This is a genomic window from Paenibacillus sp. DMB20, from assembly GCF_000987955.1.
Lineage (GTDB): Bacteria > Bacillota > Bacilli > Paenibacillales > Paenibacillaceae > Paenibacillus_AQ.
Map to the genome: position 1 here is coordinate 35,112 of NZ_LAZU01000020.1, position 16,301 is coordinate 51,412.

13 protein-coding genes and 1 pseudogene are annotated in these 16,301 nt (G+C 48.7%); all 14 read left to right on the forward strand.

The window, feature by feature from the left end; all coding sequences use genetic code 11:
• Positions 1 to 496 precede the first annotated feature (496 nt).
• The 14 genes and pseudogenes from XI25_RS07235 to dnaB all read left to right on the forward strand — a co-directional run bounded on the left by XI25_RS07235 (position 497) and on the right by dnaB (position 16,064).
• Positions 497 to 1,171: an SOS response-associated peptidase gene (locus tag XI25_RS07235; RefSeq protein WP_046678007.1), complete on the forward strand. Its 675-nt coding sequence runs from the start codon at positions 497 to 499 to the stop codon at positions 1,169 to 1,171.
• Positions 1,172 to 1,892: 721 nt separating this feature from the next.
• Positions 1,893 to 3,656 (forward strand): ABC transporter substrate-binding protein, encoded by a 1,764-nt coding sequence (locus XI25_RS07240; protein ID WP_046678008.1) that lies wholly within the window; start codon positions 1,893 to 1,895, stop codon positions 3,654 to 3,656.
• Positions 3,657 to 3,722: 66 nt separating this feature from the next.
• Complete coding sequence (locus XI25_RS07245) at positions 3,723 to 4,685, forward strand: ABC transporter permease (protein WP_046678009.1); 963 nt, start codon at positions 3,723 to 3,725, stop codon at positions 4,683 to 4,685.
• 12 nt (positions 4,686 to 4,697) lie between these two features.
• Positions 4,698 to 5,621, forward strand: coding sequence for an oligopeptide ABC transporter permease (gene opp4C, locus XI25_RS07250; RefSeq protein ID WP_046678010.1), 924 nt, complete (start codon positions 4,698 to 4,700; stop codon positions 5,619 to 5,621).
• A gap of 10 nt (positions 5,622 to 5,631) precedes the next feature.
• A pseudogene (locus XI25_RS07255) lies at positions 5,632 to 6,608 on the forward strand (ABC transporter ATP-binding protein).
• Positions 6,605 to 7,570, forward strand: a complete 966-nt coding sequence (locus XI25_RS07260; protein WP_046678011.1) for an ABC transporter ATP-binding protein — start codon at positions 6,605 to 6,607, stop codon at positions 7,568 to 7,570. Before XI25_RS07255 ends, XI25_RS07260 begins: the two are co-directional and overlap by 4 nt.
• A gap of 306 nt (positions 7,571 to 7,876) precedes the next feature.
• A complete protein-coding gene (locus XI25_RS07265; protein WP_046678012.1) occupies positions 7,877 to 8,836 on the forward strand; it encodes a D-alanyl-D-alanine carboxypeptidase family protein in 960 nt (319 codons plus the stop codon).
• Positions 8,837 to 9,108: 272 nt separating this feature from the next.
• Entirely contained in the window at positions 9,109 to 10,092 is a 984-nt protein-coding gene (locus XI25_RS07270; RefSeq protein WP_046678013.1) for an LCP family protein, read from the forward strand.
• A gap of 269 nt (positions 10,093 to 10,361) precedes the next feature.
• Positions 10,362 to 10,799, forward strand: coding sequence for a CBS domain-containing protein (locus XI25_RS07275; protein WP_046678014.1), 438 nt, complete (start codon positions 10,362 to 10,364; stop codon positions 10,797 to 10,799).
• A gap of 228 nt (positions 10,800 to 11,027) precedes the next feature.
• On the forward strand, positions 11,028 to 11,330 hold the full coding sequence (locus XI25_RS07280; RefSeq protein ID WP_200901400.1) for a MazG-like family protein: 303 nt from the start codon (positions 11,028 to 11,030) through the stop codon (positions 11,328 to 11,330).
• 6 nt (positions 11,331 to 11,336) lie between these two features.
• Positions 11,337 to 12,254: a DUF2232 domain-containing protein gene (locus XI25_RS07285; protein WP_046678016.1), complete on the forward strand. Its 918-nt coding sequence runs from the start codon at positions 11,337 to 11,339 to the stop codon at positions 12,252 to 12,254.
• A gap of 11 nt (positions 12,255 to 12,265) precedes the next feature.
• Positions 12,266 to 14,257 carry a DHH family phosphoesterase gene (locus XI25_RS07290; protein WP_046678017.1) on the forward strand — a complete coding sequence of 664 codons (1,992 nt, stop codon included), beginning with the start codon at positions 12,266 to 12,268 and terminating at the stop codon, positions 14,255 to 14,257.
• Positions 14,254 to 14,697 carry a 50S ribosomal protein L9 gene (gene rplI / locus XI25_RS07295; protein ID WP_046678018.1) on the forward strand — a complete coding sequence of 148 codons (444 nt, stop codon included), beginning with the start codon at positions 14,254 to 14,256 and terminating at the stop codon, positions 14,695 to 14,697. Before XI25_RS07290 ends, rplI begins: the two co-directional genes overlap by 4 nt.
• A gap of 2 nt (positions 14,698 to 14,699) precedes the next feature.
• Positions 14,700 to 16,064, forward strand: a complete 1,365-nt coding sequence (gene dnaB, locus XI25_RS07300; protein WP_046678019.1) for a replicative DNA helicase — start codon at positions 14,700 to 14,702, stop codon at positions 16,062 to 16,064.
• Positions 16,065 to 16,301 lie beyond the last annotated feature (237 nt).

Genomic DNA, 16,301 nt, shown 5'->3' on the forward strand with positions numbered 1-16,301 from the left:
AGATAGTTGTTGTCCTTTCTGAAAGGACAAGCGTACATATAAAGTAACTTATAGATCATTTCTATCATAGGTTAATAATATTTTAATCGAGTCGTTTTGTTCTTCTCCAGTGGACATCGTCTTTCTTCCGAATACATAAATTAAAATTAAACTAATAATTAAATGATCATGAACCAAATAAGGCGGAATAATCCGCCCGCTCTTTTGTGTAATATTCAAACCTTTTAAAATAAAGACAATTCGAGTTTCTTCTATATAAATAGTGCACAAACTGAACATTCAAATATCAACCGCATCCACACCGGCTTCAAAGATAAATTCATACCCTAATTGTCTTCTTCCATAGGACATATATATAGAAGAAAAGCAATGATGATTAGGTTGACGCAGAATAGTCACTCTAGGAACATAAACATTTGTCTATTCACAGTGGACACGAAAACCATGCATATTATTCCTCTTTTATCCAAACGATAAGGAAAAGGAGGAGTGGGACATGTGCAGACGGTTTTCGATGTCGGCGGACCTTGAAGAAGTGAGCAAGCATTTTGGAATCAACCGGGTGATGTATTACTACAAGAACCGGTATAACATCAGTCCGACTCAAACGATGCCCGTAATTATTCGGGATCAGGGAGAACGCGTATTGGATGAATTTCGTTGGGGGCTTGTCCCGTATTGGGGAAAAGATGCGGTAAATGCCGATTTGCATGCGGTTCATCAAAACCCGACATATCGAAAGACATTGGACACAAGACGCTGCGTCATTCCGTGCAATGGCTTATATTACTGGAGAACGGTCGGAAAGAAGAGTTATGCCGTACGCGTGGTTTTGCCGAATAACGAATTGTTTGGCGTGGCGGGTCTATATGAGACCTGGCGGAATGCAAAGGGCGAGGATACCAGAACCTGTACCATGTTGATGTCTCGAGCGAACGAGTCGATTCGAGAATTTGAGGACCGGATGCCGGCTATTTTATCCACGGAAGATATGGAGGCATGGCTTCATCCGGAAACGGAAAACGTGTATCAGATGGAAAGGCTGCTCAAAACATATCATGGACCCATGAGAATTTACCCGGTAACTCCTCTCGTAGCTAACGACAACCATGATGATCGACAGTGCATTGAGGAGATGGACATAAAAACGGCTTGGGTAAAAAGTGTTTAGTGATGTATCCTTAAGGAATGCATGAGAAAAACCAAAAGCCTGTTGTTCCGTATGTCTTGATTGAGCTTTCGTAAGCGATCTATAACTTCAAGTGAGAATATAAGACCTTAAAAACAGCCCGATATGTATTGTCGGGTTGTTTGTCGTCTAAGAAATGTAAAATCAGTATTAAATATGACACGTAAATACCAGATTGAAGACGGGATAGGGACGTTTGGGTTAGGCTTTATGCCCTTAACATGACCCAGATTTAAAATGCATCACCCGAATCGACAAAATTCATCAGCATTAGAGATTTACGCGTCACATAATATGACATCAAAATCAAAAAAAATAGAGATAGTTTGAAATAAAATGAAAATATTATAAACAAAACAAGTAAATTTCCATATTTTCTGAAAATTTATTTTATTTAAATTCGAAATACAAACCCTTTTTATAAACCAAATCGCGCGGCAGAAAACATTTTTTTTTAGAAAAAATTCGAAAAAGTAATTGACGTCACCTATTTTTACACGTATCATAACATTAATTTTACAGAGAAGAAAATATTGTTAGAGACTTTGGAACTAATTGACCATTGGTATATTTTCTGGTATTTCGACATGCTCACATTATATGGCTGACATTCTGTACTCATAACTTTCTGTAATTATTTAAGGGTGATTTCCAAATTGCCCTGATAATTTATAAGCAACATATTTTTAGAAGGAGGATTAGCATGAAAAAGAGAATGTCGCTATTGCTGGTTATCATGTTGCTAGCCATCTCTGTGTTGGCAGCATGCTCCGGCAGCAAGACTGAAGAGCCGAAACAGGGGGAAAAAGTTGCACAAGAAACGCCTAAAACCGAAGAGGGGCAAAAAGAAGAAAGCCCTCCGGCAGAAGGTGGAGATGACAGCGAGGGTTATTTTAAAGCTGAAGATCCTTCAGCCAACCCAGAAACAGCTCTCAATCGCAAAGATACGTTGATTATTGGTATGACCTCTCCTAAAGGGGTATTCAGTCCATTCTTCTGGCAAACTGCCTATGACAAGTTTGTTGTTCAAACGATTTTTGATACTTTCCTGGAAGTTACCAATGACGGTACGTATACCGAAAGACTTGCCGAGAGTGTTGATGTTTCCGAGGATGGCTTGAAATATACATTCAAATTGAAGCCTGGCGTAAAATACAGCGATGGTTCGCCTGTAACTGTAAAAGATTATGTATTTGCAATGAAGGTTCTGCACGATCCAAGCTATGACGGTGAAACCGACATGCTTTCCTATAAGATTAAAGGCGGCGAAGAATATAAAAATGGTAAGGCAGATGAAATCTCAGGGATTAAAGTCATTGATGATAACACGGTTGAGATTACGGTAACTGAGGCCACTGCACTTACGCGTGACGTCTTGGGAGATGTCGCTTTTGTTCCTGAGCATTACTACGGCAAAAACTTCAAGAAGGGCAATATGGATTCCCTGAAAGCCCTTAATGACAAACCACTTGGTAGCGGACCCTACATCTTGAAAAAGTTCTCTCCGGGACAAGAAGTTGTATTCGAAGCAAACCCGAACTATTTCAAAGGCGCTCCGAAAATCAAAAACCTGGTTTACAAATCCACTACCGCTGAAACCAGGCTTTCGATGCTGCAATCCGGTGAAGTTGATGTAGACATGATTACAGTTAGTGATGATAGCGTGGAAGAAGTTAAGGCCATGGGTTTCCTTGACTTGAACCTCTTTAAAACAAATGGATATGGTTATATTGCATTTAACCACAACCTTGACAAGTTTAAAGATCAGAAAGTGCGTCAAGCGTTGATGTATGGTTTGAACCGAGCAGATATCGTTGAAGGTATCTTCGGTAAATATGCTAACCCGATCAATCTTCCTCAGTCGGACGTATCATGGTCTTATACGGATGAGAATATCGATCCATACGAGTTTGACCCTGAAAAAGCGAAGCAGCTTCTTGACGAAGCTGGCTGGAAAGCTGGCGCTGACGGCATCCGTGAAAAAGACGGAAAGAAATTTACGATTGATTTCTCTGCCACAGCAGACAGTGAAGTAATAGAGGCACTTCTTCCGATTATGACTCAAAACTATCAAGACTTGGGCATTGAAATCAAAGCGGAGACGCTAGACTTCAACGCCATTATGGATAAGAAAGATAAAGGCGAGTTTGACATGTTCTTCGCAGCCTGGGGCTTGACTCCAGACCCGGATAATACGGTGTATATTACTGGCGGATCTCAGAATGATATTGGCTACTCAAACAAAAAGGTCGACGAGCTCATGAAAAAAGGTAAGCACACCCTCGATCTTGAAGAGCGTAAAAAGATTTATAAAGAAATGTACCAGGAATTGAACAAGGACCTTCCCAACCTGTTCATTTACCAAAGACGGGATGGCTGGGTAATCAACAGCCGCGTTACAGGTCTGGACATTACCGCTTTCAAAGATTTCACATACAGTGTGCATCAAGCAGAACTTCAACAATAACATCAGGAAAGATATGCTCAGCTCACTCGAGCTGGGCATATCCACTTATATGCCGGGAGGAATAATATGAAGCAGTACATTGTCCGGAGGCTGCTGCAGATGATCCCGACGCTGATCGGGATTTCCATACTTGTCTTTGCCATATCCGCTATGGTGCCAGGCGACTATATCACTGCCAAGAACAGTCCGACTATGACGGCCGAGAAAAAAGCCGAGCTTCGGGCTATTTACGGTTTAGACAAGCCGCCCGTGGAACGGTATTTCACATGGGCTGGGAATATGCTAACAGGTAACATGGGGGATTCTCTCCAGCACAAACAGCCGGTTACGAAAGTTATAGGCAATTATGTATGGAACTCATTCATCATTGCTTTTTTCAGTTTAATGCTAAGTTGGATCATAGCCGTTTTTGCCGGGGTATTCTCGGCCAAATTTCAGTATTCATTCTTTGACAAGATGGTAACGTTAATCGTATTTCTGTGTATGTCTCTACCTTCATTCTTTATCGGTCTCTTGCTCATCAAAGTATTCTCGCTTGAACTCGGGTGGTTCCCTGTCGGCGGCATGACAACAGCCGGCTCGAATGCAACAGGCTGGTCTCATATGATGGATATTGCCGAACATGCCTTCCTGCCTACGCTTGTCCTAACCATGCTCAGCACAGGAAGCTTAACCCGTTATTTCCGTACAAGTATGCTTGAGGTTATTCGCCAGGATTACATCAGAACCGCACGGGCAAAAGGATTGAAAGAGCGCACGGTTATTTTCAAGCATGCGCTTCGCAATGCGTTATTGCCTGCAATCACCTTGATGGGCTTTGAACTGCCGGCTTTGTTCGGCGGTGCGATTATTCTGGAAAAAGTGTTTGTATGGCCTGGTATCGGTCAGGTTTATCTAGAATCGATCAGTATGCGCGACTATCCGTTTATGCTAGGTTTTACGATTTTCCTGGCTGTTCTGACACTGATCGGAAACCTGATTTCCGACGTACTGTATGGAACCGCAGATCCAAGAATCCGTTTAAAGTAGGAGGAGATTACTTTGTCCCTGGAGGCTGCACCTCTTGACACGAAAATCCAAGTCCCCGCAAAGCAGCCGGACTCTCCGTGGAGGGTGGCGATTCGACGTTTTACCCGAAACAGGCTGGCGCTGATTGGACTTTTCATATTGATTATCATGATTTTAATTTGTGTTTTCGGGCCGATGTTTTCGCCTTATAATATGTTGGAAACGAACATTAGGAATAAAAACCTGCCGCCGAGCGCCGAGCATTGGCTTGGTACGGACAAGCTGGGACGGGATGTTTTGCTCCGTCTGATGCTGGCCGGCCGGATTTCCCTTACCGTCGGACTGGTAGCGACGGGAATTTCTGTTGCCATCGGAGCCACTTTAGGAGCTTTGGCCGGTTTCTACCGCAAAGGTGTGGATACCGTCATCATGCGTACGGCGGATATTTTCATGGCCCTGCCATCCCTTCCGATTATGATCATTATGGGCGCGATCCTGTCCGACTTGAAGGTTGACCCTGCGGACCGGATTTACTTCCTGATGCTCATTCTCGGTATCCTTGCCTGGAGCGGACTGGCGCGCCTTGTCCGAGGCCAAATCCTGACCCTGCGCGAGCAGGAATTCATGCAGGCTACGGAGGCGCTTGGCCTTCGCGACCGACGTAAAATTTTCCGTCACCTGCTGCCGAACACCATTCCGATCATCATCGTATCGGCAACGCTCGGCGTGGCATCCGCTATCATATCGGAATCCGCTCTAAGCTTCCTTGGCATTGGCGTCGTACCTCCGACACCATCATGGGGGAACATGATTTCCGCTGCCAACAACTTGATCGATTTCCGAAAGAGACCTTGGCTTTGGATTCCGCCGGGCATGTGTATCCTGATCACGGTCGTTGCGATCAACCTGATCGGTGACGGACTCCGCGACGCTCTGGATCCAAAAATGAAGAAGTAGGAGATGCGACATGGCAAAAGATTTAGTTGAATTCCGAAATTTAAAAACGCATTTTCATACATCTGCAGGCATCATTAAAGCCGTTGATGATGTCAGCTTTAAGATACGAGAAGGCGAGACGGTATGCGTGGTCGGTGAATCCGGCTGCGGCAAGAGTGTAACGGCCATGTCACTCATGCGGTTGATCGATACGCCTCCTACGGGGGGAGAAATCCTGTTTGAAGGCAATGACCTGTTGAAATTGGACAAACGGGATATGAGCCGGATCCGCGGTAATGATATCGCGATGATCTTTCAGGAGCCGATGACCTCACTAAACCCGGTATTAACGATCGGCGAGCAAATTATCGAGCCGATTATGCTTCACCAGCTTGTAAATAAAAAGGAAGCGCGCAATCGGGCGATTGAGCTTATTAACTTGGTCGGCATTCCACGTGCGGAGAAGATTTACGAGTCCTATCCCCACGAGCTCAGTGGCGGCATGCGTCAGCGGATCATGATCGCTATCGCGCTGAGCTGCAATCCGAAGCTGTTGATTGCGGATGAGCCGACAACGGCGCTGGACGTTACCATTCAAGCCAGATTCTCGACCTGATGCGCGGCATTAAAGAGAAATTCAACACCTCCATCATGCTGATTACGCACGATCTGGGCGTCGTTGCGGAAATGGCGGATTATGTTGTCGTTATGTATGCCGGCAAAGTGATCGAGCAAGCGCCGGTCATCGAACTGTTCCAAAATCCGAAGCATCCTTACACCAAAGGTTTGCTAAAGGCGAAGCCGGTCATCAACCAGAGAAAGGAACGCCTGTATTCCATTCCGGGTCAGGTTCCGAACCCGATCGAGCTTGGAGACAACTGTCACTTCCACGACAGATGCGAGTTTTGCATGAATATTTGCGTTGAAAAAGAGCCTCCGCTCGGTACGGATCCGAACGGGCATAAAGTAGCCTGCTGGCTGTATGAAGAGGAGGGGAAAGCACAATGAGCCAAGCTCTGATAGAAGTGGATCATCTTAAAAAGTACTTTCCCATCACAGGGGGTATCTTTCAGCGCACAGTCGGCAACGTAAAGGCTGTTGACGATGTCAGCTTCACCATCAACAAAGGCGAATCTTTTGGCCTTGTAGGCGAATCGGGCTGCGGTAAAAGCACGATCGGCCGGACGCTGCTCCGCTTGCTTGAGAAAACGGAAGGAAAAGTTATCTTTAACGGTCAGGATATCCATCAGCTGCCCAAGGAAAAAATGCGTGCGCTGCGACCTAGAATGCAGATCGTCTTCCAGGATCCGTTCAGCTCGCTGAATCCGAGGATCAAAGTCGGCGATGCAATCGGCGAAGCTCTCTTGGATCACGGAATGATCAGTCGGAAAGAACTGAAACAGCGCGTCATTGAGACATTGGAAATTTGCGGGCTTTCCGGATACCACTATGATCGATATCCGCATGAGTTCTCGGGCGGTCAGCGCCAGCGGATCGGCATTGCCCGCGCCCTGATCATGAATCCGGAATTTATCGTAGCCGATGAGCCGGTATCCGCGCTTGACGTATCGATTCAAGCCCAGATCATCAACTTGCTCAGCGACCTGCAAAAGGAAAAACAGCTGACGTACCTGTTTATTTCTCACGATCTCAGCGTGGTTGAGCATCTCTGCGACCGCATCGGGGTTATGTATCTGGGATCGATGGTGGAAATGGCGAGCAAGGAAGAATTGTTCCGCAATCCGCTTCATCCTTACACCAAAGCGCTTCTGTCCGCGATTCCGGTTCCGGATCCGACGCTGAAGCGGGAGAGAATCGTTTTGAAAGGCGATATTCCTAGCCCGGCGAATCCTCCATCAGGCTGCAAATTCCATACCCGGTGTCCGCTTGCGTCCGATATATGCAAGCAGCAGGCGCCGGAATACCGCAATATGGGCGATAACCATTTTGTCGCCTGCCATTTTGCTTAATCTTGGAATGATGCCTTTATCATGATTCATAAACAGCGCCAGGGAAACCTGAGCGCTGTTTTAGCGTACGCCAGGCATGGCGTCATCTGTACGGTGAAAGTCTATCGGGCTCGCAAGTACGGGTGGAAAGATGACGTTTCTTAGGTGGGGAGACCTGTGGGAAGATATAGTCGTTTTACTGCCGGGATACGATGCGCCAATTTTTCATAAGCCCAATGTTTATTCATCTAAAAAAATAATTATTTTTTTGAAAAAATGCAGACCAAAAGGGCCTTTAAACCGTCTAATAGTATGGAGGGCTTTCATATGAAAAAACGGTGGTTATGGTTTGTTATAGTTATCCTTATAATGATCCCTGTAGGGCTTGTTTTTTCAGCGAATACAGAACGAATCGGCATCAAACCGAATGTAGAAGCCAAGGCGGTTGTCTTGATGGACCTGAATACGGGACGCATCTTATTCAGCCGCAACGGCGATACTCCTTTGCCTCCCGCAAGCATGTCCAAATTGATGACCGAGCTTATCATACTGGATGAGATCAGATCAGGGGCCCATACATGGGACGAGAAGGTGACCGTGAGCCGCTATGCGAGCGGCGTCGGCGGGGAAGGCCTATCCCTGAACGAAGGAGACATATTGACCGTCGGCGAGCTGTTTCAAAGCATGGCGGTTTATTCGGCCAACGATGCGGCTGTAGCTTTGGCGGAGCATTTTGCCGGCTCCGAGGCTAAATTTGTGAAGATCATGAACCGGAAGGCAGAGGATCTCGGGCTGTCCACCCGGACGAATTTTATGAATGCAACAGGCATGGAGATGGGAAGCCGCTCTTCGAGTGAACCGCGCGATCCCGCGAAAGAGACCCGCATGACGGCGCACGATACGGCAAAGCTTGCAGCGCACCTCATTCATCAACATCCTGAAATTCTTAATACATCGAGCAAGACGCAAATGAAGCTGACGGGACGCGAGTTGTATTTAAGCAACACAAACTGGATGCTTCCCTCCCTAGCCGGTCCTTATTCATATGAAGGCACGGACGGATTGAAAACGGGCTATACCGAAAAAGCCGGATATTGCTTTACGGGCACGGCCGAAAAGGGAGGAAGCCGTCTGATTGCCGTGGTCCTCGGCACCAAAAGCAAGGAAGCGCGGTTTGAAGAAACACGAAAGCTGTTTGACTATGGCTTTTCCAAAACTCTTACCCTGAAAGAGCGGCTGAATGATTGGTTCCAGGTTATGGGGCCCAGAGCGGCTCTTTTTCATTAATATACCGAGAAGAATTCTTTGAACAAAAATGGTAGAATTATGGAACTGCTGCCTTACACTTCACAGAAAGTACCGATGTGGTTTACAATAGAGCATGTGCTGCTCAAGCCTGTACCCTAAAAAACAGGTCTTAGGTCGTGCGTCAGAAGAACGCATAACCGTTTAATAGGAAGGGAGGCGAGCCAAAGAGAGCAGTTGCTTCCGGTATCCTTGGTTTAATTCACTCCATCATTTTATTTAATATATTTTATAAAAAAGAAGGAATCTAACTCATGAAAAGGAAAGTAATATATATCACGCTTGCGGCAGTTGTGCTCGTTGGCGGTTTGGGCTATCTGTTCCGCACGCAATTGGCCATACTGGCGTTTGATCTGTTTATGGCGGATAAAGTGGAAAGCTCGCTGCAAAAATCGTACAAACCGCTGAAGAGCGAGCAGGCCCCCGAGCCTGTGGTGCTCCAAAGCGAACCTTTTAATGTCATGCTGCTGGGCAGCGACCAGCGGAAGGATGAGCCTGCCCGTTCGGATACGATGATTTTGGCGGTCGTTCGCCCAAAGGAATCCAACGTGTTGTTGGTTTCCATTCCCCGCGATACCTATGTCGATATCGTTGGCAAGGGAAAGAAGGACAAAATAACGCATGCTTATGCTTTCGGCGGCCATCAGATGGCCAAGGACACCATGGAAGCTTTCCTGGATGAAAAAATCGAATATTACGCATCGGTCAATTTCCAGGGGTTAAAGGATGTTGTTGATGCCATGGGCGGCGTGGAGCTGCCAATCGGCAAGGATATCGTGAACAAAGGGAAAGACCACGAGAAGTTTACCGTTAAAGCCAATCAGCCGATTTATATGGGTGAAGACGCCCTGAATTACGTGCGCTACCGGGAAGACAGCGATTTTAACCGCACCAAGCGCCAGCAGGTTTTCCTGGATGCGGCAGCCAAACGGCTGATGCAAATCGACCAAATCGGAAAAGTGCCGGAACTGATCGAAATTATGGGCGACAATTTCCAAACGGACATGCAGCCCAAATTTATCATCGACCTCGCCAAACAGCTCCTGTCCGGCGGAAAACCGGAGATCGCAAGCTTTACGATTATGGGCGAAGGCATGCGGATCAATGGCATTTATTATAATCAGGCTAACGAACAAGACGTTCGGCAGGCGCGAGAGATGATTGACAATTGGATGAACCCCGATACACCAGAAGCTCAGCTGATGAAACCGGAAAAATCCGAGGAGTCGGTCAAGTAAGGAAGCAAGACGCAGAGATAAACAGACTCCGGCATTCCGGATCGATATAGCGTGTAATCCTATTTCAATCAGCAGTCCGGATTGCCTGGCTGCTGATTTTCTGTCCTTCTTGGAACCGTATCCGCCGAATTACGCAAGAAAAAATAAAGCGCTTGCAATTAACGCTCAATATGTACGAGGCATATAGCATAGCTATCTAATGGCACCCTTTATCCTTGTCGCATTACTGACTTGTCACACGCTAAGGCTCATAAGGAGGATTCGAAATTATGAATATCGCGTTTTTTTTGCTGCCTAAACAGGAAGTCATCTGCTTGACGTTAGACTCCACGCTTCGGCAGACGCTGGAGCGAATGGAATATCACCGCTACACGGCTGTGCCCATCTTGGATAAGGACGGCCAGTATGCGGGAACCGTGACAGAGGGCGACCTTCTGTGGCACATGAAAAACTCGGATGGAAAAATTACATTTGAGAATGCATCCAAATTTTTGCTGAAAGACGTTCCGCTTTGCATGAAAATCAAGCCGGTGTCGATCGAAGCGAATATGGAAGATCTGATTAATCTGGCCAAGGTTCAGAACTTCGTGCCGGTAGTTGACGATATGAACCGGTTCATCGGCATTGTGAGGCGGAGCCAGATCATTGAATACTGCGAAAAATTTGTATCGAGAGAGGAAACGATGGAATCCCACGGGGCATCCTGACAGTGGCGGCAATCACATAAACCGGCAGCCCTGATCAGCATGCAGCAGGAATACGTTTCAAAGGCATAATCAACACGCATTTTTACATAGGCCTGCCGTCATTGTTTTATGGTGATGCGGGCCTGTGCTGTAGATAAAGAGGCCTCCATGGGGCTTTGTGTGGGCATCGGTCTTTTGTGCTATAATGGAGAATAAAGCTTTTTCAGGGAGAGATGGGACTTGCCAAACATGCCGAAGGATTTGGATGTGGCTAAACGTGCCAAAGTAATTGAGTGGCTCAAGACCGAATTGGTCGATAATGTATCCCGATTGTTTAAAGCGCTATGGGAAGGAAGCACGACGAAGGTGGGCGATAGTCTGGCCAGCCTGATGATGAGTTCCTACATACTTGGCCGCAGACTCGGAATGTCCTATCGCGATTTGGATGATCTCTTGATTGAAAAATTGAAAAAGCATAAGCAGGAAGGGCATCAGTTAGAGGATTGGTATCAGGATATTTCCACGCTTGAAGAACATTTGCGTAAGAGGTGAACATATTTGAAACAGCGTTGGACTACGGCGGCATGGAGTGTGATTTATCTGCTTCTGCTGCTCTCGCTACTCACACCATTTTCGATTGTAACCGCCTTTCTTCTCGTATTGCCGGTTGCAATCCTGTTCGCGGCACTTAATGTAAAATCCTTCATATTCCATGTAGCGCCTGTCTGGCTGGCGGTGGCTTTGATTCACCCGGTCTACGTCCTGATGGCCGCTTATTTCCTTATTCCCGGTCTGATGATGGGGTATGGATACCGTAAACGGGCACCCGCCATGCGCGTGCTGAAATTCGGGATGGCTACGATGCTGATTGAGCTGCTGCTTCTACTAATGATCGGAACTGCCTTTTTCCAGTTGAATCTGGGCCAATACGTGGATGAAATTGTGCAAGTGACGACAGCCCCTCTGAAAGAGATGGGGGTAAACGGCGGTTTGGCCGGGAAAATGACCTGGACTCAGGAACAGACGGACGTTTTGAGCGCAATGACGATGAGAATGGTTCCTTTCGCCATGATTATCAGCGCATTTTTGATGACGGTGATCACCCATGCATTGGCCCGTCCTATATTAAACAGTATGGGTTTCTCGGTGCCTGCCATGAAGAAGGCCCGCGAGTGGAAGCTGCCGCGTTCTTTGATCTGGTATTACCTGATCATTGTCATTCTGGATTTCGCAAGCCGGGGAACGGACAACGGATTCCTTCAAATGATCGTGGCCAATGCGACGCCGCTTTTGCAGATTTGCTTTATGATCCAGGCGCTCGGGTTTTTCTTTTATCTCACGCATCTGCGCAAATGGCATCCGATCGTTCCGTTTCTCGTAGCCGTTCCGATCGTGCTGTTCCCGCCGATGATCATTATCGGGATTATGGATCTGGCGTTCCCGCTTCGGCAGGCTTTTGATAAAAACAATAGATAGGGAGATAAGTCATGCCTAAATTTCTGCAGAAACGCTGGCACGGCTATCATACCGTCTGGGCGTTCGCGCTGGTGCTGCTGCTTGTTATATTTGTGTCTTTATATAACACTTGGCTCGGATTGGTGGGTCTGCTGCTTGCGCTCCTGAGCGGATACGCCATGCTGAAAGCGGAGATGAAATTCCGCAGCGATCTGGTGGAATACATCGGCGATCTATCTTTCCGGATCCGAAGAGTCGAGGGCGAGGCGGTTAGCGTTCTCCCATTCGGCATTGTGCTGTACAGCGAGGATAAAACGGTGGAATGGCATAACCAGTTCGTGGTGAATATGTTCCCGCATCAAACGCTGGTGGGCATGTCCCTGAACGAGCTGTTTCCCCAGCTGACGGATGCCCTGCGCGACAAAAAGGAATCCAAGGAAGGTTATCCGAAGGAGTTGCGGCTGGAGCTCAGCCATGATCAAAAGTATTACGGTGCTACCGTGATCCCCGAAGAGCGGCTTATTTATCTGGATGAAATAACGGAGCTGGCCGTTCTCCGTCAGCGTTATGAAGAGGAACGGCTGGCGCTTGGCATCATGCTGATGGACAACGTGGACGAAGCCGCCCAGGGGATGGACGATCAACAGCGGACGGCGCTTCTTGCCAAGGTCAGCAGTGAATTGACGGATTGGGCCCGGGAGTTCAACGTATATTTGCGGAGGCTTTCTTCGGAGCGGTTCTTGATGATGCTGAACAAAAGATCCCTGGACGCGCTGGAGAACAGCCGGTTCGTTATTCTGGACGAGGTTCGCGAGATGACTGCCGATCTAAAGGTGCCGCTGACTTTAAGCGTGGGTCTGGCATTCGGAACGGAAGATGTAACGGAGCTTGGCCAGCTGGCGCAATCCAGCTTGGATATGGCGCTTGGACGGGGGGGCGACCAAGCGGCCGTGAAGGCCGGGCAGCGGCTTTCCTTCTACGGCGGGAAATCCAATGCCGTCGAGAAGCGGACGCGGGTCCGTGCCCGCGTCATCTCCCATGCGCTGCGCGATCTGATGCAGGAAAGCGACCGCGTACTGATTATGGGCCACAAGATGCCGGACATGGACGTCATCGGTGCCTCGATCGGCGTGCTGAAGGCTGCGCAGTTGTACAAAGTGGAAGCCCATATCGTGCTTGAAGGCTTAAATCCGTCCGTGCAGCGCATTATGGACGAAGTACGCAAGGACGAGAGTTTGGCCAGCCGGTTTATATCGACGGAACAAGCCCTTCAGATGCTGACCGGGCATACCCTCCTTGTCGTCGTGGATACGCACAAAGCGTCCATGACGATGGAGCCGAGGCTCGTGAAACAGGCGGGCCGGGTTGTCGTGATCGATCACCACCGGCGCGGCGAGGAATTCATCAACGATGCCGTACTTGTGTATCTGGAGCCGTATGCTTCCTCCGCGTGCGAGCTGGTGACCGAGGTGCTCCAGTACATTCACGACCGGGTGTCTTTGTCGCCGCTTGAGGCGACGGCGCTTCTGGCGGGTATCACGGTGGATACGAAGCATTTTGCGCTCCATACCGGTTCCCGGACATTTGAGGCGGCCGGCTTCTTGAGACGCCACGGAGCGGATACGGTGATGATACAGCGGGTGTTAAAAGAAGACCTGACAGAATTTATCGCTAAGGCAGAGATCATAAAACATGCTAGAATGGTATATGGGCATATCGCGCTGGCGGTGACGCATCCGGGGCAGCAAATTCCCCAACTGCTTATTGCGCAGGCGGCGGATATGCTGCTGAATATGACGGACGTCCAGGCTTCCTTTGTCATCAGCGAGCGGACGGACGGGCAAATCGGCATCAGCGCAAGGTCGATGGGCCGGATGAACGTGCAGGTGGTCATGGAAAGGCTTGGAGGCGGCGGTCACTTGACCAATGCGGCCGTGCAGCTCGAAATGACGCTGGAAGAGGCGGAAGCCGCATTGCTGGAAGTGCTGGAAGACATTGAAGCGAAAGAGGGGTTATTCGAATGAAAGTCATTTTTATTAAAGATATGAAGGGTCAAGGCAAGAAAGGCGAAGTGAAAGAGGTATCGGAAGGTTACGCTACAAATTTCCTGTTCCCGCGCGGGGTAGCGCGTCCGGCGACGGAAGGCAACATGAAAACGCTGGAACAGCAAAACGCATCGGAACAGAAACGCAAGCAGCAGGAGAAGGAAGATGCCGTCGCGCTAGGTAAACAGCTCGAAGAAATGACGGTTACGCTGAAAGCGAAGTCCGGCGAGGGCGGCCGTCTGTTCGGCGCCATCACGAGCAAGCAAATTGCCGAAGCGCTGGCCGCTCAAAAAATCAAAATCGACAAACGCAAAATTGAACTGAGCGAGCCGATCCGCCACCTGGGCGTAACCCAGGTGCCTGTAAAGCTTCACCCTGACGTCAAGGCGACGCTCAAGGTTCAAATCACGGAGGAATAAGAATGGGCGGAGAACTCTATTTCGATCGGATCCCTCCCCAGAACCTCGAAGCGGAGCAGGCGGTGCTCGGTGCCGTCCTGCTGCAGAGCGAGGCGCTAATTACGGCGATGGAGCGGGTGCAGAGCGAGGATTTCTACGATAAGTCGCACCAGATGATTTATGAGGCCATGGTGCAGCTTGGAGAAGAGAGCCAGCCGATCGATCTGGTGACTCTCACTTCCCGCCTTCAGGATAAAGGCCAGTTGGAAGAGGTCGGCGGCGTCAGCTATTTGGCGAAGCTTGCCCACGGGGTTCCAACGGCGGCTAACGTAGATTATTACGCTCAGATCATTGAGGAAAAATCGATGCTCCGGCGTCTGATCCGCACGGCAACCCAGATCGTAAGCGAAGGATATACCGGCGGCGAAGACGTGTCCGGCATGCTTAGCGAAGCGGAGCGCCGGATCCTGGAAATCTCCAACCGCAGAACAGGCAGCGGCTTTATCGCGATACGCGACGTGCTGATGGAAGTGTTCGAGAAGGTGGAGGTTCTGCATCAGAACCGGGGAAGCACGACGGGGATTCCCTCAGGTTTCGTTGACCTGGACAAAATGACGAGCGGATTCCAGCGAAGCGACCTCATCATCGTGGCAGCCCGTCCGTCGGTAGGCAAGACGGCGTTTGCCCTTAACATTGCCCAAAATGTAGCCATTCGCGCCAAAGAAACGGTAGCCATCTTCAGTCTGGAGATGTCGGCGCCGCAGCTGGTCCAGCGGATGATCTGCGCGGAGGCCAACCTCGACGCGGGCGTGATGCGGAACGGCGACTTTAAGGGAGACGAGGATTGGGCCAAGCTTACGATGGGCATCGCGGCCTTGTCGGAGGCCGAAATCTACATCGATGATACTCCCGGCGTAACGGTTGCGGATATTCGCGCCAAATGCCGCCGTTTAAAGAAAGAGAAGGGGCTCGGCATGATCCTGATCGACTATCTTCAGCTGATCCACGGGCGCGGCAAGGCCGGAGAAAACCGTCAGCAGGAAGTTTCCGAGATCTCCCGTACGCTGAAGCAGATTGCCCGTGAGCTTGAGGTGCCTGTCATTGCGCTGTCACAGCTCAGCCGGGGCGTAGAGCAGCGTCAGGACAAGCGTCCGATGATGAGTGACCTGCGGGAATCCGGGTCGATCGAGCAGGATGCGGATATCGTAGCCTTTCTGTACCGGGATGACTATTACAATCAGGAAACGGAAAAGAAAAATATTATCGAAATTATTATCGCCAAGCAGCGTAACGGCCCGGTAGGAACGGTCGAGCTGGTGTTCTTGAAAAATTTCAATAAGTTTGTCAACTACGAGCGTACGCACGCCGATGCATTTGCCGCCGGTTAGCCTAACGGGACTCCATTCATTTTTTGGATAACAAAATATATAAAATATAAGCCAAGCATAAGCTCTTTATTTATGCTTGGCTTTATTGTTTCTATCAGACCTTCTTCGTCTTATGAGAGGAACGATGGACGTTTCTACTTCATTTTGGTAGCTTACCCAGGACGAATCTGCTGGTATATCTTCTAAATCCCGAACAATCGCACACACCCATGTGCAATTGTTCGTTTTTTATTTGAC

Excerpts from the sequence above, each read along its gene's own strand:
- XI25_RS07235 (WP_046678007.1), top strand. The coding sequence starts at position 497 with ATGTGCAGACGGTTTTCGATGTCGGCGGACCTTGAAGAAGTGAGCAAG.
- XI25_RS07240 (WP_046678008.1), top strand. The coding sequence starts at position 1,893 with ATGAAAAAGAGAATGTCGCTATTGCTGGTTATCATGTTGCTAGCCATC.
- XI25_RS07245 (WP_046678009.1), top strand. The coding sequence starts at position 3,723 with ATGAAGCAGTACATTGTCCGGAGGCTGCTGCAGATGATCCCGACGCTG.
- XI25_RS07260 (WP_046678011.1), top strand. The coding sequence starts at position 6,605 with ATGAGCCAAGCTCTGATAGAAGTGGATCATCTTAAAAAGTACTTTCCC.
- XI25_RS07265 (WP_046678012.1), top strand. The coding sequence starts at position 7,877 with ATGAAAAAACGGTGGTTATGGTTTGTTATAGTTATCCTTATAATGATC.
- XI25_RS07270 (WP_046678013.1), top strand. The coding sequence starts at position 9,109 with ATGAAAAGGAAAGTAATATATATCACGCTTGCGGCAGTTGTGCTCGTT.
- XI25_RS07275 (WP_046678014.1), top strand. The coding sequence starts at position 10,362 with ATGAATATCGCGTTTTTTTTGCTGCCTAAACAGGAAGTCATCTGCTTG.
- XI25_RS07280 (WP_200901400.1), top strand. The coding sequence starts at position 11,028 with ATGCCGAAGGATTTGGATGTGGCTAAACGTGCCAAAGTAATTGAGTGG.
- XI25_RS07290 (WP_046678017.1), top strand. The coding sequence starts at position 12,266 with ATGCCTAAATTTCTGCAGAAACGCTGGCACGGCTATCATACCGTCTGG.
- rplI (WP_046678018.1), top strand. The coding sequence starts at position 14,254 with ATGAAAGTCATTTTTATTAAAGATATGAAGGGTCAAGGCAAGAAAGGC.
- dnaB (WP_046678019.1), top strand. The coding sequence starts at position 14,700 with ATGGGCGGAGAACTCTATTTCGATCGGATCCCTCCCCAGAACCTCGAA.